The organism is Caballeronia sp. dw_19, from assembly GCF_018449515.1.
Taxonomy (GTDB): domain Bacteria; phylum Pseudomonadota; class Gammaproteobacteria; order Burkholderiales; family Burkholderiaceae; genus Caballeronia.
In genome coordinates this window covers 74,240-98,275 of record NZ_JAAVUQ010000004.1, presented here as the reverse complement: position 1 = coordinate 98,275, position 24,036 = coordinate 74,240, and the positions used below count along the sequence as shown (strand labels likewise).

Here is a 24,036-nt window from a genome sequence, read left to right as displayed (position 1 = left end):
GGCAAGGACACGGTCATGAATTACGCCATGTGGATCAGCAAGTCCGGTATTCAGGCGCAGGATGCCCGATTGCAGGCCATCGCCAACAACCTCGCGAACGTCAACACGGTCGGCTACAAGCGCGACCGTGTCGTGTTCGAGGATCTTTTTTATCGCACCGAGCAGCAACCCGGCGGACAGATGAACGACACCGCCAATGCCGCCGGCGCCCAGATGGGCAACGGCACGCGCCTCGTCGGCACGCAGAAGGTCTTTACCGACGGCGCGTTGCAGACGACAGGCCAACCGCTCGACCTTGCGATCATTGGTAACGGCTTTCTGCAGGTCGAGATGGCCAGCGGCGAGACCGGCTACACGCGGGCCGGTCAGTTGCGCCCGAATGAAGAAGGCCGTCTCGTGACCATGCAGGGCCTACCGATCCTGCCGGCCATCACGATTCCGAGAGAAGCAACGGGCATCACGATAGGCGACAACGGCGTGGTCTCGGTGACGACCGCCGGCTCGGCCACCGGCACCGAGGTTGGCCGCCTGCAACTCGCCGGCTTCGTCAACCCTGCGGGCCTGCTCGCCCAGGGAGACAACCTCTACCTGGAGACAGCCGCCAGTGGTGCGCCGACTGAGGGCGATCCGGGCGTCGATTCGCTGGGCAAGATCAAGCAGGGCGCGCTGGAAGGCTCGAACGTCACGGCTGTTGAAGAGATGGTCGAGATGATCGCGGCACAGCGTACCTACGAAATGAATACCAAAGTGTTGAGTGCCGCGGACAACATGATGCAGCAACTGGCGCAGGCGGCCCGCTGATGACCGTGGCGCGCATGGGTGCTTCCATCGCACTGGTATTAAGCGTGCTGGGCCTTGGCGGCTGTGCGGCGATCGGTGTGGGCACATCGGCCGCCGAGCCGGAAGACATGCCGGACATGGCGTTCAATGTCCGCAAGGGCGAGGGCGGCGGCGTGTTCGTGCGAGGCTCCCAATGGTCATTGACGTCCGATAGCCGGGCTTTTCGCGTCGGCGACGTGTTGACCGTGGAACTGCAGGAAGCGACGCAGGCCAGCAAGAAGAGCGATACCAGTATTGGCAAGAGCAGCAGCGCCGTGGTCACGAAGCCGCGCGTATGGGGAGCGGAAGTGCCGATCGATGCCGAACTGGGCGGCAAGCGCGATTTCAGCGGCTCGGGCGCGAGTTCGCAGCAGAACGCGCTGCGCGGCTCGCTCACGGTGATCGTGCAGAACGTGCTTCCGAATGGCTTGTTGCAGGTGCGCGGCGACAAGAAACTGATGCTGAACCAGGGAGAGGAAACCGTACGGCTGTCGGGCTACGTGCGCGCGGCGGATATTGGCACGGACAACCGCGTGTCGTCGCAACGCGTCGCGAATGCGCGCATTCAGTACTCAAGCAAGGGTTCGCTCGCGGATGCGAACGAACCGGGCTGGCTGACGCGGTTCTTCAACAGTCCCTGGTTCCCCTTCTGACAGGAGTTGCCGATGAAACCGAACCGACTGATCGGCATGCTGCTGGGAATGTGGCTCGCGTGTCTTGCCGGGCTCGTCCATGCGCAGGTCGTGGGCAACCTCGTGAACGTCGACGGCGTGCGCGAGAATTCGTTGGTTGGCTACGGTATCGTCGTTGGCCTGAACGGTAGCGGCGACGGGACTCAGGCGAAATACACGGGTCAGTCTGTCACGAATCTGCTCAAGCAATTCGGCGTGCGCTTGCCCGATGGCACCACTATGCGCGCCCGCAATGTTGCAGCGGTGATGGTCAGCGCGACTTTTCCATCGGGTTACCGCAAGGGACAGACGATCGACGTGACGGTTTCATCGCTTGGCGATGCAAAGAGTCTGCGCGGCGGCACGCTGCTGATGACGCCGCTGCTTGCGGCCGATGGCGAAACCTACGCGCTGGCGCAAGGCAACCTGGTGATTCCCGGCCTCGCGGCACAGGGGCGCAGTGGCTCGAGTATCACCATCAATACGCCGACCAGTGGGCGCATCCCGGGCGGCGCGACCATTGAACAGGAGATCAGCACCGGTCTCGACGCGACACCGTCCGTTCACCTGAACCTGAAGCGGCCCAATTTCCAGACGGCGACGAATATCGTAGACGCCATCAACCGCAATTTCAATCGGCCCATTGCAACCACGCTCGATGCAACCTCGGTGCAGGTGGCCGCGCCGGACGAGCCGACGAGCCGCGTGGCTTTTGTCGCCAGGCTGATCGGCATCAAGGTCGAGCAGGGCAGCGATACCCCGCGCATCGTATTTAACTCGCGGACCGGCACGGTCGTTATCAGTCAGGGGGTGACCGTGAAGCCGGCGGTCGTCTCGCATGGCGCGTTGAGGGTGACGATTTCGGAAGGCACGGCGGTCAGCCAGCCGAATCCGTTGGCGGGCGGCACGACGGTTGCCGCGCCGGTCAGCCAGCTCAGCGTTTCGGAGCCCGGTGGACGAGCGTTCCAGTGGCCGGCCGGGGCAAGCCTGCAGGCGATCGTCGACACGATCAACAGCACCGGCGCGACCCCCGACGACCTGATGGCGATCCTGCAGGCCCTGGCTGAAGCCGGCGCGTTGTCCGGCGAACTCGTAGTGATCTGAGGAAGCACGCATGCTTGATATCCCATTCAACCACCCGCTGACGGCACGTGAAGCACCGGCCGCCCGGCCCGGCGAACCTGCTTCGCAGGTGGACGATCCTGCCTACCGTGCAAAGGTCACGGACGCTGCGGTGCGCTTCGAGGGCATGTTCATCGCGCAGATGTTGAACGAGATGCGCAAGGCAACGGCACAGATCAACGCGAACGACGATTCGCCCAAGGATGAGGCCAGCGCCGGCATGCTCGATCACGCGAATCTGCTGGTGGCCGACTCGCTTGCCAACCAGCGAGCGTTCGGCATTGCCGACTGCATCGTCGCGCAGATGCTGCCTGCCAGCGGTCAAACGCCGACCGGGCGCTGACCGGCGTTGCATGCCGCGTCCGCGCAAAGACACACCCGACACTCCCGGCATACCCGTTCCCCCTGGATTTCCTAACCTGACGAGACGCACATGAGCCTCATCCACATTGGCCTGTCCGGCACGCTCGCTGCGCAGGCGGCGTTGAACATGGCTGGCCGCAATACCGCCAACCTGAAAACGCCCGGGTATTCCCGCCAGGGCGTGCTGCTGGCAGCGCATTCGACGGGCGGTGTCGGCGTGCAGTCGCTGCTCCGTTTTTCGGACAACTACAAGACGCAGCAGATGTCGGCCGCGAACGGGCCGTTGGGACAATATAAAACCGCGTCGTCGTATTTCAGCCAGCTGGAAAATGTGATGGACACGGGCGACGGCAGCGTCAAGGCCGGGCTCGATGCGTTCTTCAATGCACTCCAGGAGGTCAGCACCGATCCGACCTCGGGGCCGCTGCGCCAGCAGTTCCTGTCGTCAGCGGATGCGTTGGCCAAGGGCTTTAACAATCTGCAGCAGAGGCTTTCCGGCCAACTTGGCGCCGCGCGGCAGCATGGCGTGGCGGCGGTGGACCAGGTCAACGGACTATCCAGGACCATCGCCGATCTGAACCAGAAGATCGGCGACGGGTATGCAAGCGGCAGCGTGCCGTCCGAGCTGATCGACCAGCGCGATAGCGCAATCGACGCGCTCGCCGGGCTCGTCGAAATTCGCACCTTGCAACAGCCGAGCGGCGCGGTCGACGTGTCGATCGCCGGTGGGCCGCCGCTGGTCGCGGGGTCGCAGGTCGGCACAATGAGCGTGCAAAATCATGCCGACGGGACGTTTTCGTTCTCGCTCAAGTTGGCCGGCACGGCCTATCCGCTGACCGGCGGCACGCTTGGGGGCGAGCTGGGCGCAATTGCGAACTTCGTCGACACGACGCTGCTGCCGCAGATGGAGTCTATCAAGACCCTCGCGGGCGAAATCGCCACGCGCTTTAACGGCACGCTGGCGGCCGGCTACGGCATGAACGGCCAGCCCGGCCAGGCACTGTTCGACTTCGATCCGGCTACGGGCCTGCTCAACGTGCGCGTGGGCCTCACTCAGCAAGACCTTGGTTTCTCGGGCAATCCCGATGAGCCGGGCAACAGCGACAACCTGCTGAAGCTGATCGGCTTGCGCCGCGACAACATCACGTTACCGGGCATTGGCGAGGTGTCGATAGGCGATGCCCTTACGGTGCTGATCGGCAAGGTAGGTTCCGCCAGCCAGCAGAACGAGGCGCTGCTGGGCACGGCCACCAGCATTCGTGACTATGCTGAGGATGCCTGGTTATCGGTGAGCGGCGTGAACATGGATGAGGAGGCCGTGAACATCTCCGAGTATCTGCAGATGTATCAGGCCAACATGAAGGTCATCGCGGTGGCGAACGAACTGTTCGATGCCACGCTGGCGATGTTTTAAGAGGAGCGGCCATGCGTATTGCAAGCAATCATTTCGGCATCAACATGCTCTCGACGCTACGCGCATCGAATTCAAAGATCGCGGACCTGATGGCGCAAACCTCAAGCGGCAACCGGATTCTGCGGCCATCGGACGACCCTATCGGCACGGTGCGGCTCGCGCTGCTCGAACGCGACAGTTCGATGCTGTCGCAGTACCGCGGCAACATCGGTGCGCTGTCGATCCGCCTGCAGCAGAATGAAATTCATCTGGACGGTATGTTGAAGGACGTCATGGAAGGGCACGATCTGATGCTCCGGGCCGCTGACGGGAGTAACAGCCCCAGCGATCTCAACGCGATGGCGGGTCCGCTGCGCACGTTGAAGGACAATCTTTTTCAGTCGGCTAACGCCCGGGATAGTGCCGGCCATTATCTGTTCGCCGGCACGCGCACCGAGACGCCGGCGATGGTCTACGATCCGGCAGCGCCGGTGGGATCGCGCTACCGCTTTGACGGAAACACCGCTCAGCAGCAAGTCGTAATCGGCAACGGCGTGACTCAGGCGGGCAATGTCAGCGTGGAAAATCTCGCCGGGTTGCTGAACCGGATCGACGAAGCGGTGACGGTAATCAGTAATCCGAACGTTGATGCAAACGACCCTGCGACGCGCGCCATCCTGGTTGCAAGTCTCGATGATCTGGACGAGGGCATTGGGTCGATCAGCGCGAAGATCTCGGGCCTCGGGAGCGCGCAGAACACGTTGTCCCTGCTGGACGAGAACCACGCGGCGATGCTTGTTTCCAATGATGAGGCGACGTATATCGTCGGGCAGGTCGATTTCGCCGAGGCGATGGAAGCGCTCAACGGCTATATGACATCGATTCAAGGCACCTACAAAGTGTACGAGCGGGTGACGCAATTGTCGCTGTTCGACTTGCTGTGACGCGAGGCGCGATATGAATGTGCAAGGCGCTTCGGCAAGTATCGTGCGGGGCGAACGCGCGCCCGTCGGAAGCGGCGGCGTAGGCGCTACCGCAGCGATCGCGCACCTGGGCGCAAAGACCGCGTCCGGGCCCGCGCCTTCGTCCAACGTTGCAAGTGCCTCGCGGATCGCATTCGCGGTTAGTCAGACGCGCCTGAACCAGCAGGTCACCGGCTCCCAACGTTCACTGGCGTTCCTCGATAAAGCCGGGCAGCAGTTGCTCGATCTGAAGGGGGCCTTGGCCAGCAGTCTGGCCGGCCGGCCGGCGAGCCGCATGGAAGTCGACCAAGGCTTAAACCGCGTTAACGTGCACTGGAGTGGGCGGCATGCCGCGACGGGCGGCACGCTGGGAAGCGACCTCGCATTTCACGAGGACGGCGCGGCGCCCCAGTTTTTCCGGATTCGCGGGTTCGAGCTGCGCTCGCTGCTGCAGACCGAAAACGCGGAAACGCTTAACTTTTATCCCAAGGGATCAGGCAAGCCGCCGGTGTCTCTGGCGATCAGCGCCGGCCGTCACGACACGGCCACCACGGTCTACCAGCTCGATCGCACGCTTGCGCCGGCCGGCATTCGCGCATCGCTCGATAAAGGCGGCGCGCTGGTGTTCTCGACCGCCGAATACAATTGGCCCGGCTTGCGCGACCATTTGATGATCCGGGGCGGTGGCAGTCGCTTTCCCGGGGGACAGCCCAGCAGAGCTGTTGCCGAAGCGTTGGCGGGCGCCGTCGAGCCGCGGAAGTGGAGCGTCGCCGACCCGATGGCGCAGCGCGCGACGCTGCGCCGTGTGGTGCAGGCACTCGACCAGGTTACGGCAGCCCACACTGCGGTACGCGAGGTGTTCGACAGCGCCAGCGATGCGATTCGGGACGGGGCCCGGGCAGACATGGCCGCGCGGGAGGCTGTGCCGGCCTTTAGCTCGATGCTTGCGCGTAGCGGCGATTTCCAGATGTTCTCGGCGATTGGTTCCGCGTTGCGGCGCGTGACGCGTCAGGGCGTGGTGGCGCTGTTGAAGGCGGGATAGGTGGCCTTCGCGCCTTGATAGGCTGGGGATACCGAATTCATTAGACTGCGCTTCTTTAATAATCAATAACTTGGACTTATCGGATTTATGACGCGAATTTATTAGGCTCGCCGGGGGGAGATTGGCCTGGGTTGCGGTGGTAGTGGAAGGCTGCGTGCGGCCATTCGCCAGCGGCCGCTTTCCGGCAGGCATCCTCTTCACGTCGGTCGGAACTGCATACATGAATGCCATGTGGTTCCGTTGGCCGGAACGCAGTTCCTAACGACGCATGAATTGCCCGGGGCGACAGCCCGTGCGACAATTCGTGCTCGAATACCGCGAAAAACGGCCGTCTGATTGTTTTGCTCTTGAGCTTCGCTATCGGATAGCCGCGTACACGTCACCCAAGCTTCTTCAAGCAAGGTTGGCCAGCGTTTCCCCCGACATATGTCGGACTTCCTATGAACTCTCGCGCGCCCGTGCGCATGTTCGTAGTTACCGGAACGCGCCATGAAAAGCCACCTCGACTCCTTGTATCCTTCGATTCATCCCCGCATCGCCATCATCGGCGCCGGACTTGGCGGATTGACGCTGGCACGTGTCCTGCACGTGAACGGCATCCCCGCGACAATCTACGAAGCCGAAGCATCGCCCGATGCGCGAGCGCAGGGCGGCTTGCTGGACATCCACGAATACAACGGCCAGATTGGGCTGAAGGCCGCTGGTCTGCACGAGGAGTTCCTCTGCCTCGCACTCCCAGGCGAAGATGCCAAGCGTGTCGTCAACAGACACGGCGACGTCCTGCTCGACAAGCCCGGCTCGGGTAGTACAACCAAGCCTGAGGTCGACCGGGGCGCGCTGCGTCGTCTCTTGATCGAGTCCCTGCCTGCAGACGCCATCCGGTGGGGCTGCAAGCTCGCACAGGCGAACCGCCTCGCCGGCGGGCAGCACCACCTGGTATTTGCCGACGGCTCGACGACAACAGATCTGCTGGTTGGGGCCGACGGAGCCTGGTCAAGAGTTCGTCCGCTTGTTTCTACTGCAAAGCCAGCGTACATCGGCACGACCTTCGTGGAGATCAGTCTCTTTGACGGCGATATCCGACACGCAGCCAGCGCGAAGGCAATCGGCAGCGGCACGCTGATGGCGGTCGAGCCGGGCAAAGGCATTCTGGCGCACCGTTACGCGAACGGCACGCTGCACACCTACGTCGCGTTGAACAGGTCTGAAGCGTGGATCGGCGCCATCGACTTCAGTCAGCCCGCGACCGCATTGAAACACCTCGCAAATGAGTTCGAGGGTTGGGCCACCCAACTCCGGGCATTGATCACCGATAGCGACACTGCGCCCGTCGTGAGGCCCATTCATGCCCTGCCGGTCGACCACCGTTGGGAACGCGTTTCCGGCGTTACTCTCGTGGGCGATGCTGCTCATCTGATGTCGCCGTTCGCGGGCGAGGGAGCCAATCTCGCTATTTTTGATGGCGCCGAACTCGGCCAAGCGCTGCGCGACCATCCTGGCGACATAGAGTCCGCGCTGGCGACGTATGAACGGGCGCTCTTTCCTCGCAGCGCCACCTTCGCTGATCAGACGGCTCAGAATCATCGGCGCTTCTTCGGCAACGGCGCTCCTCAAAGCGTGGTGGAGATGTTCTCTGCACGCTAGCCGCATGCCGGGCGGCTGGTCCGGCATAAAGAAGTGGTGCAACTCATCCTTGGTTGAATTCGCTTCTTTGGTGGATCGGGCCAATATCTGCACTTCAGCGAAACCCGTGACAAGTCGGCAGTAACACCAGTCGGCAATGGGACTGAACCTCCGGTTTCCGGCGGTCAACCCCGCGCCCGCGGAAGGCCGCACTGGGTCGGCCAGGGAAGTTCGGCATTCGATCAAGTCCCGTGCTAGTCGGGTCGACCGCGTACTTCCGGGTCCGGCCACATCGGCCCTTCGGGATTGCCCACAATCAGTCGACGTGCAACAGTGAGCCATTGTTGCGGGCAGCGGCGTGACGCCAGTTGACGAAATGAGTGTTGAGTGTTTAGGAATCGAGTGTCCTTGCTACGCCGACACCGGGTCGTGACAGCAAACGCAAATCTTGTTTCCGTCAGGGTCTCGAAAGTATGCACCGTAGTAGTGAGAGTGATATTGGGGTCTCAGGCCAGGTGCCCCTTCACATGAGCCCCCAGTCGCCAGAGCGCTGGCGTGCGCACTAGCAACTGCTCCACGGTCAGGGGCTAGCAGCGCAATCATCTGGCCGTTTCCACAATGAGCCGGATTGCCGTCGTATGGCCGGCCTATCAGGAACAGCGGACGGGGTGCGGACGCTGCCATCCAGCCTGCCCATGGTCTGTCTCTCTCGCAGAACTTCAACTCGAGCCGCAGATCTTCCATAACTGCCGAGTAAAACCTGAAGGCACGATCAAAGTCGGTAACGCCCACAAAAACGTGTGAAATCATTTCCATTTTTCCCGAAGGCGAGCGGTGCTCCCGAGCATCATGATTGCATCAGTTCCTCCGGACCTCAATCATTTGCCCCACGCACCGAACGACTGCTTTCTGTCTGCTCATGGGACCGCTTCGGGTCGCGTACTGCTGGTTGCAGCTTTGTGAAGTTCGGGCCGCATATGCTGGTTGCACGAGGCGCTAACCGGCCATTTTGAGACATTCAATGGCGCGGCTTAAACTGTTGACAATCATTGCTCCCTACGCGCACCGAACAAAAAATGCACGCAATTGAACTATTGAGACCTACGACTGCATTGCTGCCGAGCTACATTTCTGCCCTTGAGGCGGGTTGGTCACCTGACAACGTTCGTAAAGAGGTCGCTGCACGCGAACAATTGCACGCTATCGGAGTGAACGCGGAGGCGTTTGTCGACGGCCTGGATGACCCGACTGCATCGGGCGGCCCGATTCCTTTGCCTGATGGCTCGACTGTCGCCCGCCTGCCAAGCGTTGTCCGATGGGTTTGGGACGGCGAAGTTTGCGGCGCGATCGGATTTCGTTGGCAGGCCGGAACCGCCGAACTGCCGCCGTATGTACTCGGACATATCGGTTTCTCGGTCGTGCCGTGGAAGAGAGGCCACGGCTACGCACGGCAGGCGCTCAATTTGATGCTGGGCGAAGCGAAGCGACAGGGTTTGCCCTATGTCGAGTTAACAGTTGATCCCGAAAACATAGCCTCGCAAAGGGTTATCGCAGCCTGCAACGGTGTCTTGATGGAGCGCTTCAGAAAGACGGCGGCCTATGGGCTCGCTGAGTCTCTTCGCTACCGCATTGAGCTAGACGACTGAGGAACCTGTCGGACTCGGTTCGGCCAAAAACCGCCAATCGACTTTGGCTCGTAGATCGTCAAGAATGCGAGCACCTTTCCATAGGAAGTGAGGATAAATGCGACGGATTCTTGCAATTGGCGGCGGCGGATTTACGACTGAAAAGGAGCCGTCACCCATCGACGCCTATATACAAGAGTTGTTGGGAAAGTCCCGCCCGCGAATCTGTTTTATTCCAACTCCTAGCGGAGATAACGCCGCACAAATCGACAAGTTCCATGCCGCCTATGGAGCGCTAGGCTTCGAAACGTCAAATCTCTCGTTCTTCAACGGATGGGGTTCCAACGTAATTCCCTACACTGACTATAAGCATCGGCTTTTGAGTCAAGACGCAATATTCGTTGGTGGTGGACATCTCCGGTCGGCGCTGGCGGTTTGGCGCGAGTGGAGGTTGGATAGCACTCTTTCCGAAGCGTGGGACCAAGGTATTCTCCTCGCCGGTATGAGCGCAGGCGCCATGTGTTGGTTTGAGACGGGCTTAGGTGGGCCGTTTGAACAGGGGAATTATGGTTTGCAGCGCGGTTTGGGCCTGATTCCAGGAGCTTGCGCAGCCCATTACAGCAACATCAATATTCCAGAGCGACGCGTTAATTTTCTGTCGGAAATGCGCCTTGGAAGGATGCCGCGGACCGTGGCTATCGACGATCGCGCTGCTGTTCTTTTTGCGGATCGCGAGATCGAGAAGGTGGTTTCTTGGGCACCCGGTTCGACTGCTTATCGAGTCGAGAAGATTGACGATGAAATTCTTGAGACGCCGCTAGCCGCTGTTCAATTGCGCGACATCACGGGCCCATGATGCATCGGCCAGTGTGCCAAACCCACGAACTAGATTTCTGGCTTTGGATAGCGTGAAGCGATTTTCAGGGTGGGGTGCCTCCGATCGCGTCAGGCAGACAGCGGCCAGGAGCGAACAGTCAGACCAATGTTGCGAACCGTCAGCAAACGACCTTTGCAATCCTTCGCCTATCTCTCAGCAACAAGTCCTTCAGAATAAATTTTGGTGTAGCGGAACATGCAACATGTTTAAAGCGGCAGGGTACAGCATTGTTAGTACGCTTCCATTCAATTTCCGCATGCGAATCCCAGTGACGAAGCGCTATCACGCGACCCTCCTCAAGGACAAATTCGAACGTGATGTCGGGAAACGCGCTGCTGCGAAATTGCATGCCTACAAATGTTTCGAGTACGTTTGCAGGTTCGCCCGGACTGCATAACAAGATGTCGCCGTCACGACTTAATTTGATGCCGATCTTTACGCCGAAAGGTGTCTCATAGGTACCGACTAGTTTTGCAAGCAACTCCGCATCAGGACGTATCGGCCGACGAACAAACACGGCCTCGGCCTCATCAAGACGCATCGCCGCACGATCGATGTCGCCCAGGGCGCTAGTAAGGAATAAAACCGACCATGCGCCGTCTGCCTCGTCAACTGGGGTGTCGAAACGGTCGTAATGGAAGTGATTCAGGGGCTGGTTGATATGGCGAAAACCGAATCGAAGTTGTGTGCCGTCAGTCGTGATATGCAGCTGTCCGTATGCAGGGTGCTCGTATGAGCCGACATAATCTCCCAAGTCGTGTGATGGGCGCGTATCTGGAACTCCTCGCGGCACCGAGCGTTCCCGCGCCTTGCGCATCGTGTTCTTCTCCTTTACGCCAAACTCGTACAGGCGCGCCGTCCAGTCGGTCGCGTCGAGACCAAGCGCGCGACTATAGAGGTCAAAACCGATCGCATTGCTGAGCGCTGCGCAATGGTCGCCGATCACGAATACGGAGATGCCGATCTTCTCTTTCGGCAAATATGACACCTGCGAATGGAACGCGCGCAAGGCACCGCCATGGCTTGTCAATAGATGCCCGCGAAACACCGCTGTCATCCTCCCCATGCCATAAATGCCATTGAGATCGCACTCGAAGCCTAGAACATCGTTCATTTCGTTTGGCCACGGCAAGCCGGGAGCGAGCGTCGCGTTTAGAACACTCGCAGGGATGAGTTGCTTGCCGTCGATCAGGCCGTCGTTCATCAGCATGATCGACCACCGTGCGATGTCACCCAGGCTCGCGACAATGCTGCCCGCTGGACTGCATTCATCGTCTTTCGGAGCAGGTACTTGCCAAAATTCATCGCTTTCGCGTCGTTCGGAGAAAGGTATCGCGTAGTCCCCTTGGTGATCTGTTTTAGCTTCCCCGTACGTGAACAAGGTCCGGTGCATCCCAAGCGGCGTCAAAATCTCATCCTTGACGAACTGATGCCACGGCTTTCCGCTTATCAACTCGATGATGTGGCCAACCGCCTCGTACATCATGTTGTTGTAGATGATTCGCGATCGCAGCGGAGCGATCGGCTTCATGAACCGGACACGCTCAAAGAGGTCCTTTGTCGAATAGTCCGATCCGTACCAGATCATGTCATAGCGAGGCACGCCGGTTTTGTGCCCGAGCATGTCGCGTAACGTGACAGCGGCGTCGAGTGATTGATCGTAAAATAGCAGACTGGGAACTGCATTGCGAATCGGCTCATCGAAGGTAAGCACTCCACGTTCGACCAGCAACCCTGCGGCGATCGCGGTGAACAGTTTCGTGTTCGACGCAATCGGAAACAGCGTCGAGGCGGTAAACGGCAGCGCATTCGCAGCGTCGCGATGGCCGTAGCCCCGCGCTAGCAATACCTCATCGTTTCTGACAATGCTTACGCCGACCCCCGGTGCGTGCCAGTCGCGCACAAGTGTTTCGGCGTATGCATCGACATCGCCCAAACCTATCTTGCTTGGATCGTTCAGCATCGAACTTCCTTTCAATAGAATGAATCCGTGTAGATCCAGAGCTTCTCGTGAAAACGCGCGACTATCGCTGATGTTAGTGTGACCGCTCTCAGCGGCAGAACTGGACCGGGTCAATCGGGTGCGATCGGCAGCGATAGATTCGCCCCGGGATGGACGCTTCGCTCGCCAACCCATGACCACGGCCGGCCTGGCCGATTTAAGACGATGGGGCGAAGTTCAGCGTTAGTGTCAGAAATTTCGAAAAGGGTCGCACTGAATTGCGGGCCTTTCGTATCGCCTTAAGGACCTGAAGTCACCAATGCTCCGTCTATGATCCCGTTGCTAAGTAAGGCTAACCGCCAGATCGTGAATCCATGTTCAAAGCGAGCCTGGTAGACGTCCCAGCCTTTTCCGCCGACACCTATAAACGTCAGAGTTTGCAGTGTGCCTAGTCGATTTAGCGATTCTCTCAAGCGAGGAAGCTGCTCACGCGTCGCATTCGCCAGTGCCGGGCTCAGTTCCGCATAGTTGGGGTTCCCGGCGACAAGCCCTCCGATCAAGCTCCTAAGGGCCGCTTCGCTGCCCGGCGTAGCCGTCTGGGTTTTGATCTTGTCAGCGACAAAGGCTTCGATCTGCTGTGCGCTCGCCGGATCGATAGGTTGCATGTCGAGCGTGTTTCCAAATTGATGTAGAACCGCCCTCGTCACATGGCCTTGCTGGTCCACGTCGAAGTTGATCGTGCCTTTGACGGATGGAGCGTAGATCTGTGTCGCACTTTCCGGAAAATTCTCGATCGTTCTTTCACCGGTGAACGTGGTCAAGATACGGTCGCCATCCCGCGTAACCCTCAGCACCGAGAATTCGTTTGCCTTATAGGTTCCAACGAAGCGATCAACGATGTCAGGGGCGAGATGGATGTATTGGTGGTCGTCCGATGGCTGGGTCATGTCAGGTGGGCTCACTTGCGCTGCAAAAACTACGAGCGCGGTTGAACTGCATACGAGAAAGGCGGCGGTTATAAATCTGGGCTTAACAGCTTTGTGAGTCATGATGCGCAGCCGTCTTTCCAGGAATGATCGCGATTCCGACATACCTGCGACAGACCCGATATAACGCGACTGGCGCTCGCCGACGGCGATGAGAGTCTCACCGTAGGTCGTGAAATCTTGCCCTCCCTTCAGTACTCGTGCGTCGCAGTCAATCTCGATGGCACATCGAAGCCGTCTTAACTGCCACCAGATCGGGAGATTCCACGGCATAAGCACGATCAGGCACAAGCACATTGCCAGTAGTTGCGGGTCGCCTGCCGCAATGTGTGACTTTTCATGTGAGATAACCGCTGACTGCTGGGCGAGGGATGAGTGTGTCAGCCACGTGGGAACAACGATGCGCGGTCGGATAAGGCCGACGACTGCCGGTCCAACGTTTTCAGAAATATAAACCGCCGTTCCCGCGACCGTACTTGTCTCCCATTTTCTTTTTCTGGAATGCAGGTTTAACGCGCTTACAAAAAGGAGAAACGACAAAGCAAGCGATGCGACACACCATCCGCGCTTAAGTACTGCATCCATTGTTTCCAGCCTGGACGGAGCAATCGTAACGTCGATCCAGGTGAGTGGAGACAAATGTGCGGACGTGACCTGCCTGAGAGCGACTACCTTCTGCGAAACCGTGGGGCTGAAGACTTGGGGTACTTTGATTGATATCGACGACATGGCAGTCGGGATCAACAACGAAGTAATGATTGCAATCAACCAATACCACCGGCTTGCAGCCCTACGTCGGCGGGCTAAGTGCTCGGCGCAAAGAGCGGCTATAGAAAGAACCAATGACACCAAGATCGCATACGCCATCCATGTCAGCATCAAGAGTTCTCCTCGTCGGAGTGTTTGTCCAGCAACTCTCGCATGCGACGAATCTGGTCCGGTTTCAAGTTCCTTTCAGAGACCAGTTGTGCGAATAAAAGCTCAGTCGATCCCTTGAAAAGCTTGCTTGTCAAATGGCGCAGCGCGCTTTTCCGAGCAGCCTGCTGCTTCACTGTAGAGAAGTACCGATGACCACGGCCTTCCTCGGTATGCGAAACGTAACCTTTGGTTTCAAGCGTGCGAAGAATCGTGAGCACGGTTGTGTAGGCAAGCTCATCGTGGAGAGCAACACGGACGTCTGCGACTATCGAAGGTCCCAGCTCCCACAATATCTGCATGACGTCGGCCTCGCGGTCGGTAAGGATGATCTCCAAAAGTACCTCCGTCTACTAAAGGTTTAGTAGATGCTAGCACGCCATTTTTGTATGTCAACTATAAATGTAGTTGACATACCTCAGCAATGCCTCGAAGTCATTCGACCTAGCGCAACGGGATAATTTTGGGCGACGCGTTGGATCCGGTCCGTACACCATGTCGAGGTCAGCTATCGAGAAAGTCGAACGATCGGAGTGGGTCGGACAGCGCCGATCGCCGTCAGCCAGGGTCCGGCCAGACAAAGCAGACAGTCGAACGAAGAATTTCCAACGGATTTGGACGACTGCTCATTTACTTAGAAGCGGTCATCGGCGAATTCAATTCTGAAACAAAGCAATCTCGGAAAGAGATAATCAAGTACATCGATCGCGACAATTTTGTAATACACGGTGTCAATTTCTGCTGAAGCCGGGTTCACTCCAGTTCACGCAAGCTGTCGTGCAGTACTTCGACGCGCTGCAAATGGCTGTTGCTGCGATCGAGCAGCCGCTCCGCGACCAGCGAGCAGATTAGATTGACCACCGCAGTCATACCGGCCTTGCTGTCGAACAGCATCAGGCCGTCCGTGTGACAGCGGATCACCCAGCGCGCCAGTCGCGCGGGTTTGCCTGCAATCACATCCGACATATACACAACCGGCACGCCGGCGTCGGCCAGCGCGGCCGTCGCCAGTCCCACCGCAGGCACACGGCGGCGCAAGCCGATGACGATCGCGAGATCCTTCGCGTTCAGGTCGGCTAGATATTCGCCGATCGTGTCGCCGGGCGCGGGCAGCAACATCACGTCCGAACGGACCTGAATCAGCTCTCGCCGAATCATCGTGGCGACGGTATGGCTATGCCGATAGCCAATGATCGCCACCCGCTGCGCCTGCGCGATGGCGTCGACCACTTCGCTCAGCACTTGCGTATCGAGCGAACGATAGGTGTTCGCCATGTTTTCGACTTCGTGTTGCAGATGCGCCTGGATCACATCGTCGAGTTTCGACCCCGCCGTTTTACGGCCCCTGTTTTGGAGATACAGCGGCGAACCGCCGACCTGTGCCGCGCGCGCAATCGCGCGGGCGTCGTCGTAAGACGCATACCCCAGCTTCTGAAAAAACCGCGTGGCGGTTGCCTTCGACACTTGCGCGCTGGACGCAAGTTCAGTGGCGGTTTGCATCGCCAGTTGCCCTGGCGCACTCAGAATCACGTCCGCAAGCCGTTGATCGATTTCAGACAGTTCGTCGTAACACTCTGCAATCCGGCTTTCGATAGACGCTGGCGGTCGCTTCTCTTTTTTTGTTTGAGCGGTTGGCATTTGGGCTGATGGATAGGGAGTTACGCATCGTGGTGCGGTTTCGGCACCGCAAGCGTGCACGTAGACTTGCCTGCACGGCACGAGTGCAGGGCGGCGCCGTGTGGTATGGGCTTCATTATAGGTCTGCGGGCACGAACGTGAAATGATTGTTTCTCTCAAGGCCATTTAGAAACACATGTTTTCCGATTTAAATTCCTGAAACACGCGTTTCACTGTCTTCACTGGTACGGATCATGCATTACGTCTTGCATCGTCCACCTGTCTACGGGAGTTTTCAAAGATGTCGAAGCGCCGCTTCTCCAGCCTTGCCCTTGCCGCGTTGTTGCCGTTCGCCGCGTTGATCAACACCGTCGCCGCCAGCGCCGATACGCTCGACGACATCAAGAGCCGCGGCACGATGACAGTCGGCATCGATCCAACATTCGCGCCATACGAGTACACCGATGCAAACAACAACATTGTCGGCTTCGATCCCGCGATTCTCGCGGCTGTTGCGAAGCACCTGGGCGTGAAGATCGAATATCAGCGTCTCGCGTTCAGCGGCATCATCCCCGGCCTGCTCGCGCATTCGTTCGATATCGAAGGGTCGGCATTGAACGTGACTGCTGAACGTGCGAAGCGTCTCGCATACGTGGTCCCGACCAGCAAGACCGTCAACGGCGCACTCGTCCGCGCCGATTTCAAGAAGATCCCGGCGAAAGCCACGATTGAATCGCTGGCCGGCCTGACCGCGGCGGTCAAGAGCGCCAGCGCGCCCGAGCAGATTCTCAAACAGTTCAACGAAACGCTGAAGGCCAAGGGCCTCGCGCCGATCACGCTGATCAGCGTGGATAGCGTGGACCAGACGGTCGCCGCCTTGCTGACGCGCCGCGCCGATTTCGTGTTCGACGATATCACCGTGCTGGCCGGCGTGATCAAGCAGAACCCGAGCAAACTCAAGTCGACCGGTGAACTCGGCCCGTCGCAATGGATCGCGCTGGCGACTCGGCCGGACGACACGCGTCTGAACAAGGCGATCAGCGACGAGATCATCGCGATGAAAAAATCCGGCGAACTCGCCCGCCTGCAAAAAGCCAGCCTCGGCGTGAGCTTCGATACGCCGACGTCCGACTTCATTCCCCAGCAGTAACGCCAGCATGCCGAATCAAATGACAGATCCAGTTCAGACTCTCACCGTCAAGGCAGGGCACGGCCGCACTTTCGAAGTGAAGGCCGGCCAACGATTGACGATCATCGATGTCGAAGGGCAGCAAGCCGCCGACTTCGTGGCACTCGTCGCCTCGAACCATACGGAGAAGCTGTCGCCGACACATACGCGCCGACAGCTTCGCACGTTGTTTTTCAATGTCGGCGACGCGCTGTATTCGTCGTTGGGACGGCCGCTGTTGCGGGTCGTCGAGGACACCGTCGGCGTTCACGATGCCAATGTGCCCGCGTGCGACGACACGCGCTTTACGGTCGACTTCAACGTGATCGGGCATCGCAACTGCCTCGACAACATGCACGTGGGTCTCGCGCTGTACGGACTGTCGTCGTTCGATGTGCCCGAGCCGTTCAATCTGTTCCAGAACGGTCCGGTCACCGCCGACTGCCGGATGCAGGTCACCGACCCCACCAGCAAGGCGGGCGACTACATCACCTTTGATGTGCTCGAAGACCTGGTGTGCGCAGTGTCATCGTGTCCGCAGGACATCATTCCCGGCAATGGCCTGAAGGTCACCGACATCGCCATTTCCATCCTGCCCGCGACATTCGTCGCCGCCTGAACGGACTCAATCATGCTGCTTCTCAAAGAACCGCCCGCGCGCGCTGCGCTGCCGCCGCAAATCATCGCCGTGCCAGCCGGCGAAAGCCGCGCCATCGAAGTTAAAGCCGGCCAGATTCTTCGCATCAAGGCCAGGCAACCCGGTGCCGTTGCCTCGATGTTCGCCTTCAGCCGGATTAACGACGACGTCTATATGTCGGTTCATCACACACGCGTTTTCAGCAATTCCTATGTGTTGCAGGCAGGCATGCGAATCGTCAGCAACCGTCGCCGCGCGCTGATGGTCCTCGGCAAGGACACGAGCGGCAAGCACGACTTGTTGCTGCCTGCCTCCACGACCGCCTATCTCGCCGAACACGGTTACGCCGGCCAAACCGGTTGCGTCGAATCGGTTGGCGCGGTGATTGCCACGCTCGGCCTCAAGCCGCCGAAAATCCCCGATCCGATCAACCTGTTCATGCACGTCGCACTGCATCGCGATGGCTGTATCGAGCCGCTGCCGAACACCACACGGGCTGGCGATTTCATCGCCTGCCGCGTCGTCACGGACATGGTATTCATCGTGTCGGCGTGTTGCACAGGCATTGCGGGAAACGACACTCCCGGTGCGCTCGAACTGTCGACCGCAGAAGAACTCGACGAACTCTGATTCCGGGAAAATGCCGCAATGGGCTTCGACCCACAAGTGATCCACAGCCTGCCGGCCTTAATCGACGGCTGGTTGCTGACCGTGGAACTGACGCTGCTCGGCGCGATCGGCAGCGTTGTGTTCGGCCATCTCGCATTGGCGCTGCAACTGACGCGTTGTGCGCCGTTACGCTGGCTTGCGCGCCTCTACATCAGTTTCATGCGAGGCACGCCGGCGCTCGTGCAACTGTTCATGCTGTTTTTCACACTACCGTTGATTGGGCTGGGCGGTCGGCCGATGCTGGCGGCAGCGCTGACTCTGGGCCTGAACAGCGGCGCCTACACGGCGGAAATCCTGCGCGGCAACTTGCGGGTCGTGACGACCGGTCAGTATGAAGCCGCGATCGCGCTCGGCATGTCGCCAATCCGTATTGCGCTGCGCATTGCGTTGCCGCAGATGCTCAAAGCGAGCCTGCCCGCGCTCATCAACGAATTCACGATTCTGCTGAAGACCACGCCGCTCGCGTCGGTCGTTGCCGTCACCGAACTGACGTATGCGGGGCAGATCGTGATCGCTCGCACCTATACATCGACGCAAGTGATGCTGTTGGTCAGCGTCGGCTACCTGGCAGTCGCGCTGCCGGTCATCTACGCCGCACGACGTGTGCAGCGCAAGCCGCGCGAAGCACATGCTCCACGCATCGCAACCGGAGGCAATCGATGACGTTCGACCTCGGGGTTCTGTCGGGCTACTGGCCCGAACTCGTGCAAGGGCTGGGGGGCACGATCTGGCTCTGTGCGGCTGGCGCGGTCATGTCGGGCGTACTCGGCGTGTTGCTGACGATCGGTCAACGTCGCGGCGCAGTGTGGCTGGTCGCGCTGATTCGCGGCTACACCGCCTTGACGCTCGGTTTGCCTTTGCTCGTATTGCTATATGTGACGTTCTTCGTGCTGCCGGAGTTCGGCGTGCTGCTGCCGGCTCCGCTGATCGGCACCGTGACGCTCGCGATCTACTACGGCCCGTACGTCGCCGAGGTGATTCAGGCGGCCATCGCTGCCGTGCCTGCGGGCACGATCGAAGCGGGTGTGGCCATAGGCATGTCGCCGGCGCGAATCGCGCGACGCATCATCGCCCCACAAGCGATGCCGCTGTTGCTACCCACGCTGACCGGCCTGTCGATCGGTCTGGTCAAGGATTCAGCGCTGCTCTCCATGATCTCGGTGCACGAGTTCATGTTTGCCGCGAAGGCCGTCGTGTCTGAGACTTACGCGCCACTGGAAGTCTATTTCGTCGTCGCACTGGTCTACTGGGCCGCGACGTCTGTTATCCATCTGTCGACCCGTCATTGGGAGCGCCGTCTTGGCCGCGCCCAACGGGTCGCTTCGCCCCGGTGAATTACATGAACCCGTCCGGCAACACGACGCCCGTTGCACTGAAGGCCAGCGCCATCGTCAAGTCGTTTGGTCAGAATCGCATTCTCGACGGCGTCGACCTGAGCGTCGCGCGCGGCGAAACGGTCTGCGTACTCGGCCCTTCCGGGTCCGGCAAATCGACTCTGTTGCGCTGCCTCAACTGGCTTTCTCCGCCCGATGATGGGGCGATCTGGATCGGCGACGAGCGTATTGGCATGCGCGAAAATGCGAACGGCTCGATCAGCCCGCGGCCCGACCGCGAAATACGCACGCAGCGCAGCCGGATAGGAATGGTGTTTCAGAGCTTCAACTTGTGGCCGCACATGACAGTGCTCGAAAACGTGATGGAGGGCCTTTTGTCGGTCAAGCGGATGAGCCGCCTTGCCGCGAGCGATCTTGCGGTAGAGGCGCTGCGCCAGGTTGGTTTGAGCGGCAAGCACACGGCGATGCCGGCGAACCTGTCGGGCGGACAGCAGCAACGTGTGGGCATCGCACGCACGCTGGCGATGACGCCGGAAGTGATCCTCTTCGACGAGCCGACCAGCGCGCTCGATCCGGAACTGGTCGGGGAAGTGCTCGGCGTAATGCGAGGTCTCGCCGCAAAGGACACGACGATGATCGTCGTCACGCACGAGATCGGCTTCGCCCGCGATGTTGCCGACCACGTGATCTTCATGGACGGCGGACGCATCGTCGAACAGGGGCCGCCCAAAACGGTGCTGGATACGCCATCGTCGCCCCGTCTCCAGCAATTCCTTTACCGCTTCAACCCGGAAACCAAATGATCATGAGCTACACGAATCAACCCACGTCGACTGTTCCCGCCGGCCACGGCAAAGCCGTCCGGCTGAAAGCAGGCGAAGCCGTACGCGTCATCAATACGCATGGTACCCAGGTGGTGGATTGCTGGGCCTGGAATGCGTACGACCTGAACGAATACATGTGCATGGAAACCACGCGAGTGTGGAACCAGCGGCTCAACCCGGTGGTCGGCGACAGCTTCGTGACCAATCAGCGTCATCCGGTGCTGACTGTCGTCGAGGATACAACGCCGGGTGTCCACGACACTTTTATGGCGGCCTGCGATCGCAAGCGCTACGAACTCCTGGGCGTGCGTGGCTATCATCGCAACTGTTGCGACAACATGTTCGAAGGCATGTTCGAACTCGGCGTCACACCGCCTCGCCAAAATCTTGCGTCGTTCAACATCTTCATGAACATCCGCGTGCAGCCCGACGGCATCACACTGCATACGTTACCCACGGTGACGAAGCCCGGCGAGTTCATCACATTGCGTGCGGAAATGGATTGTTTCGTCGCGTTCTCAGCCTGCCCGCAGGACATTGTCAAGATCCAGGGGCAGGGCGACAACACGCCGAAGCCTGTGGACATTGTCGTGCTCGACGATTTCGAGTCGGATCTGCAGGGCACGCACTCGTGGGTTCCGCTCGCCTGAGCGTCCCCGTTCATCAACCGATCATCTGGCTCAACGATACATGGCTCTACCCACTCTCGATCCCGGCGCCCCTGCCTTTACGCGCACCGGCATCAACCTCGCGGACCCGCGCCTCGGTGCCGAGGCCGTGCTCACCAGCGACGACTTCTTTGCGCCGATGGCGCGCATGCTCGATCCCAATCCGGCCGTTTTCATCGCCGGCAAATACGACGACAACGGCAAATGGATGGACGGTTGGGAATCGCGCCGCAAGCGCGTGGCGGGCTACGATTTTTGTATCGTCAAGTTAAGCGTGGCAGGGGAACTGATGGGCGTCGATATCGACACCAGTCATTTCACCGGCAACTTTCCGCCGGCCGCGTCTATCGATGCTTGCCGTTGCGACGACGATATTCCGCCCGCCCATGCGCCATGGACTGAGGTGCTGGCGGCGACCGCGCTGAACGGCAACGCGCATCACTATCGTGCGATCGATGCAGCCACTCGCGACATCTATACACACGTGCGCCTGAACATCTATCCGGATGGCGGTGTTGCCCGCTTGCGCGTGTACGGCCAGCCTCACCGGGACTTGTCGCCAGGCGTCGAACTCGATCTCGCGTCCGCCATGAACGGTGCGCGAATCGTCGCCGCGAACAATCAGCATTACGGGTCGGCATCGAACCTGCTGTTGCCGACGCGTGCCGCCAACATGGGCGAAGGCTGGGAAACCCGCCGACGCCGCCAACCAGGCTGCGACTGGTGCATCATCGAATTGGCGACGCCCGGCGAAATTAGTCAGATCAGCGTCGACACGGCGCATTTCAAGGGGAATTTTGCAGACCGATGCTCGCTACAAGGCGCGTTCGTCAGAGCCGGAACGGACGAGTCCCTGATTACGCAATCGATGTTCTGGCCGGTGTTGCTCGGCGAGCAAAAGCTGGAGATGGACAGAGTTCATACCTTTGTGTCGACCCAAAGCATGCCTGTTACACATGTGCGCTTCAATATATTGCCGGATGGTGGCGTTTCGCGGCTGAGGCTGATGGGTCGGTCCTCGACCTTATCCAAAGCAAGCCTTCACCGCCATTAATCCGCAATCTACTCGAGACAACTCACGACTCATGCTTAGCGATCGAGTGGCCGCTTTCTTCCAAAGCGGTCTTTGGCCCAAATCCCAGTCTGAGCGACGGCAATGGGTCGAATAGCGCCGATCGCCGTCAGCCAGGGTCCGGCCAGAAACGGCCAGTCGACATCGTGATCTGCTTCGTCGACAATTCCTCACGAGAGGGACGATCCAGAGTCCAGGCGTAGAACCAAGAATTGAACAATCGGGTAACGCAAGAATGACATCCCAAGCAGAAATCTATTTAAAAGATTTTCATCGACGCCGGGCAGGAGCAACGCGCCGGGCCTATGGCAACCACCCTGCGCGATCCACGCATGCAGAATACCCGTCTTCCTATCATGCGCTGGCAGAGCGGGTGCCGAATGATGGGATGTCGCGCACCGTGCTCGATCTGGCATGCGGTGATGGACCACTGCTGCAAATTCTGAACGACAGGGGCAACGCAGGAACGAAGTTGATCGCCCTCGACATGAGCGACGGCGAGTTGAGCGCTGCCCGGGCGGTGCTGCCGCAGGATGTTCGCTTAATCAATGAGCGCGCACAAGAGTTGTCGCTTGATACTGGCTCGGTCGACTACGTTCTGTCGCACATGGCTTTGATGTTGATGGACGACATAGAGCAAGTCATCCGTGAAATTCGTCGGGTATTGCGTGAAGGCGGTAGTCTTTCCGCTGTCGTCGGGCGGGCCTTTCTGACCGGGGAAGTTGGTGAAGTCTTTTTAGACATATTCAGGCCGATTGCGAAGGCGAACCTGACACACCTGCCACTCGGTGACGCGCGCACACGCAGCGAAACCGGTTGGAGCGAACTACTCCAGCATGGTTTCGTTAATGTCGTCTTCGAAGACATCGAAGTTGACTGGACGCCTACGCCCGAGCAGTTATGGTTGGACATGCTGGACACTTACGATGCAGACAGGATGTCGGAAACAGCGCGCGCACAGTTCAAGAGCGAACTATTGTCGGCGTTTGCGCCCATGCAACGCGAAGACGGAACGTTAAAGACGGGATGGGGCCTGCGTCTTATCCAGGCTAGTGCTGCCTAACGGCCAATTTCGGTCACTCGACTCCCGCACGTACATCGGTGACAATCGACAAAAAGGTAAAATCTGGGAGCCGGCAGATGCCCGACATCGTTTTACGCCCCGCTGTCGAACAAGACCGAGACTTCGTAGCATTTGTCACCGAAACATGCATGCGTAGATATGTCGAGCAGACATGGGGGCAATGGCGACCGGATAGTCCCGACGATTTCAACGCGGGCATCCATGAAATCATCCGGGGCAACGGCGAGGAGATCGGATGCGTTGCCTTAATCGATGAACCTGGCGTTCTGGTTTTGAAGACACTTTGCATCTTGCCTGGTCACCAGAATCGCGGCATTGGCGCGGCGTTGATACAGCGGATTATCAAACGCGCCGGTGCCAGCGAAAAGCCGATTCAATTGCGCGTTCTCCGCGTCAATCCTGCTCGACGCTTCTACGAGCGACATGGCTTTGCGGTTACTCATTCCACTGCCGAGCGACATTTCACGGCTTGGTCGCCGCTCTGAGTTCGCCTTGCTGCGGCTAAGTGGTTGGCGGGGGAGCGACACGGCACCGCGAGCTTCAGGGTTCGGCCACGACCGACCGTTCGACGCACCTCGGAAAATCGTTAACGATCTTGATGCGTCGGCGCGCTTAAAGCGACC

25 protein-coding genes are annotated in these 24,036 nt (G+C 59.4%); 20 read left to right on the top strand and 5 right to left on the bottom strand.

Features of this window, described 5'->3' with window-relative positions; genetic code table 11:
• Positions 1-15: 15 nt before the first annotated feature.
• The 8 genes from flgG (at position 16) to HB376_RS07160 (ending at position 8,016) form a co-directional block, all read left to right on the top strand.
• A complete protein-coding gene (gene flgG, locus HB376_RS07195) occupies positions 16-801 on the top strand; it encodes a flagellar basal-body rod protein FlgG (protein WP_213762740.1) in 786 nt (261 codons plus the stop codon).
• Entirely contained in the window at positions 801-1,472 is a 672-nt protein-coding gene (flgH, locus tag HB376_RS07190) for a flagellar basal body L-ring protein FlgH (RefSeq protein ID WP_213762739.1), read from the top strand. The genes flgG and flgH overlap by 1 nt, the downstream gene beginning before the upstream one ends.
• 36 nt (positions 1,473-1,508) lie before the next feature.
• The gene (locus tag HB376_RS07185) at positions 1,509-2,594 is read left to right on the top strand and encodes a flagellar basal body P-ring protein FlgI (protein WP_276572807.1); all 1,086 of its coding nucleotides are present in this window, start codon (positions 1,509-1,511) and stop codon (positions 2,592-2,594) included.
• Between the two features lie 10 nt (positions 2,595-2,604).
• On the top strand, positions 2,605-2,955 hold the full coding sequence (locus HB376_RS07180; RefSeq protein ID WP_213762737.1) for a hypothetical protein: 351 nt from the start codon (positions 2,605-2,607) through the stop codon (positions 2,953-2,955).
• Between the two features lie 90 nt (positions 2,956-3,045).
• Positions 3,046-4,389 (top strand): flagellar hook-associated protein FlgK, encoded by a 1,344-nt coding sequence (flgK, locus tag HB376_RS07175; RefSeq protein ID WP_213762736.1) that lies wholly within the window; start codon positions 3,046-3,048, stop codon positions 4,387-4,389.
• Between the two features lie 11 nt (positions 4,390-4,400).
• Positions 4,401-5,312 (top strand): flagellar hook-associated protein FlgL, encoded by a 912-nt coding sequence (gene flgL, locus HB376_RS07170; RefSeq protein WP_213762735.1) that lies wholly within the window; start codon positions 4,401-4,403, stop codon positions 5,310-5,312.
• A 13-nt stretch (positions 5,313-5,325) separates the two neighbouring features.
• Positions 5,326-6,372 (top strand): hypothetical protein, encoded by a 1,047-nt coding sequence (locus HB376_RS07165; protein WP_213762734.1) that lies wholly within the window; start codon positions 5,326-5,328, stop codon positions 6,370-6,372.
• Between the two features lie 489 nt (positions 6,373-6,861).
• A complete protein-coding gene (locus tag HB376_RS07160) occupies positions 6,862-8,016 on the top strand; it encodes an NAD(P)/FAD-dependent oxidoreductase (protein WP_213762733.1) in 1,155 nt (384 codons plus the stop codon).
• A 390-nt stretch (positions 8,017-8,406) separates the two neighbouring features.
• Here the strand turns inward: HB376_RS07160 and HB376_RS07155 are convergent, their stop codons facing one another.
• Positions 8,407-8,805 carry a VOC family protein gene (locus HB376_RS07155; protein ID WP_213763029.1) on the bottom strand — a complete coding sequence of 133 codons (399 nt, stop codon included), beginning with the start codon at positions 8,803-8,805 and terminating at the stop codon, positions 8,407-8,409.
• Positions 8,806-9,071: 266 nt separating this feature from the next.
• Between HB376_RS07155 and HB376_RS07150 the strand changes: the two genes are divergently transcribed.
• Both HB376_RS07150 and HB376_RS07145 read left to right on the top strand, forming a co-directional pair.
• Entirely contained in the window at positions 9,072-9,641 is a 570-nt protein-coding gene (locus HB376_RS07150) for a GNAT family N-acetyltransferase (RefSeq protein WP_213762732.1), read from the top strand.
• 97 nt (positions 9,642-9,738) lie between these two features.
• Positions 9,739-10,476 (top strand): peptidase E, encoded by a 738-nt coding sequence (locus tag HB376_RS07145; RefSeq protein ID WP_213762731.1) that lies wholly within the window; start codon positions 9,739-9,741, stop codon positions 10,474-10,476.
• Positions 10,477-10,615: 139 nt separating this feature from the next.
• On the opposite strand, the gene HB376_RS07140 is transcribed toward HB376_RS07145, so the two are convergent.
• The 4 genes from HB376_RS07140 to HB376_RS07125 all read right to left on the bottom strand — a co-directional run bounded on the left by HB376_RS07140 (position 10,616) and on the right by HB376_RS07125 (position 15,978).
• On the bottom strand, positions 10,616-12,460 hold the full coding sequence (locus HB376_RS07140) for a serine hydrolase (protein ID WP_213762730.1): 1,845 nt from the start codon (positions 12,458-12,460) through the stop codon (positions 10,616-10,618).
• A 278-nt stretch (positions 12,461-12,738) separates the two neighbouring features.
• A complete protein-coding gene (locus HB376_RS07135; RefSeq protein WP_213762729.1) occupies positions 12,739-14,304 on the bottom strand; it encodes a M56 family metallopeptidase in 1,566 nt (521 codons plus the stop codon).
• Positions 14,304-14,678 carry a BlaI/MecI/CopY family transcriptional regulator gene (locus tag HB376_RS07130; protein WP_047895418.1) on the bottom strand — a complete coding sequence of 125 codons (375 nt, stop codon included), beginning with the start codon at positions 14,676-14,678 and terminating at the stop codon, positions 14,304-14,306. The genes HB376_RS07135 and HB376_RS07130 overlap by 1 nt, the downstream gene beginning before the upstream one ends.
• A 415-nt stretch (positions 14,679-15,093) precedes the next feature.
• Positions 15,094-15,978, bottom strand: a complete 885-nt coding sequence (locus HB376_RS07125; protein ID WP_213762728.1) for a MurR/RpiR family transcriptional regulator — start codon at positions 15,976-15,978, stop codon at positions 15,094-15,096.
• Positions 15,979-16,258: 280 nt separating this feature from the next.
• Here HB376_RS07125 and HB376_RS07120 point away from each other — a divergent pair, with 280 nt between their 5' ends.
• The 10 genes from HB376_RS07120 (at position 16,259) to HB376_RS07075 (ending at position 23,898) form a co-directional block, all read left to right on the top strand.
• Positions 16,259-17,107, top strand: a complete 849-nt coding sequence (locus HB376_RS07120) for a transporter substrate-binding domain-containing protein (RefSeq protein WP_011494413.1) — start codon at positions 16,259-16,261, stop codon at positions 17,105-17,107.
• 19 nt (positions 17,108-17,126) lie between these two features.
• Positions 17,127-17,744, top strand: a complete 618-nt coding sequence (locus HB376_RS07115; protein ID WP_213762727.1) for an urea carboxylase-associated family protein — start codon at positions 17,127-17,129, stop codon at positions 17,742-17,744.
• A 12-nt stretch (positions 17,745-17,756) separates the two neighbouring features.
• Positions 17,757-18,392, top strand: coding sequence for an urea carboxylase-associated family protein (locus tag HB376_RS07110; RefSeq protein WP_213762726.1), 636 nt, complete (start codon positions 17,757-17,759; stop codon positions 18,390-18,392).
• Between the two features lie 18 nt (positions 18,393-18,410).
• Positions 18,411-19,094: an amino acid ABC transporter permease gene (locus HB376_RS07105; protein ID WP_213762725.1), complete on the top strand. Its 684-nt coding sequence runs from the start codon at positions 18,411-18,413 to the stop codon at positions 19,092-19,094.
• Positions 19,091-19,765 carry an ABC transporter permease subunit gene (locus HB376_RS07100; RefSeq protein WP_213762724.1) on the top strand — a complete coding sequence of 225 codons (675 nt, stop codon included), beginning with the start codon at positions 19,091-19,093 and terminating at the stop codon, positions 19,763-19,765. Before HB376_RS07105 ends, HB376_RS07100 begins: the two co-directional genes overlap by 4 nt.
• A 5-nt stretch (positions 19,766-19,770) precedes the next feature.
• Positions 19,771-20,568 (top strand): amino acid ABC transporter ATP-binding protein, encoded by a 798-nt coding sequence (locus HB376_RS07095; RefSeq protein WP_213762723.1) that lies wholly within the window; start codon positions 19,771-19,773, stop codon positions 20,566-20,568.
• Between the two features lie 2 nt (positions 20,569-20,570).
• Complete coding sequence (locus tag HB376_RS07090) at positions 20,571-21,239, top strand: urea carboxylase-associated family protein (protein WP_148223132.1); 669 nt, start codon at positions 20,571-20,573, stop codon at positions 21,237-21,239.
• A gap of 40 nt (positions 21,240-21,279) precedes the next feature.
• Positions 21,280-22,311: an allantoicase gene (gene alc / locus HB376_RS07085; RefSeq protein ID WP_213762722.1), complete on the top strand. Its 1,032-nt coding sequence runs from the start codon at positions 21,280-21,282 to the stop codon at positions 22,309-22,311.
• Positions 22,312-22,564: 253 nt separating this feature from the next.
• Entirely contained in the window at positions 22,565-23,392 is an 828-nt protein-coding gene (locus HB376_RS07080) for a class I SAM-dependent methyltransferase (RefSeq protein ID WP_213762721.1), read from the top strand.
• A gap of 77 nt (positions 23,393-23,469) precedes the next feature.
• Entirely contained in the window at positions 23,470-23,898 is a 429-nt protein-coding gene (locus tag HB376_RS07075; protein WP_213762720.1) for a GNAT family N-acetyltransferase, read from the top strand.
• Positions 23,899-24,036 lie beyond the last annotated feature (138 nt).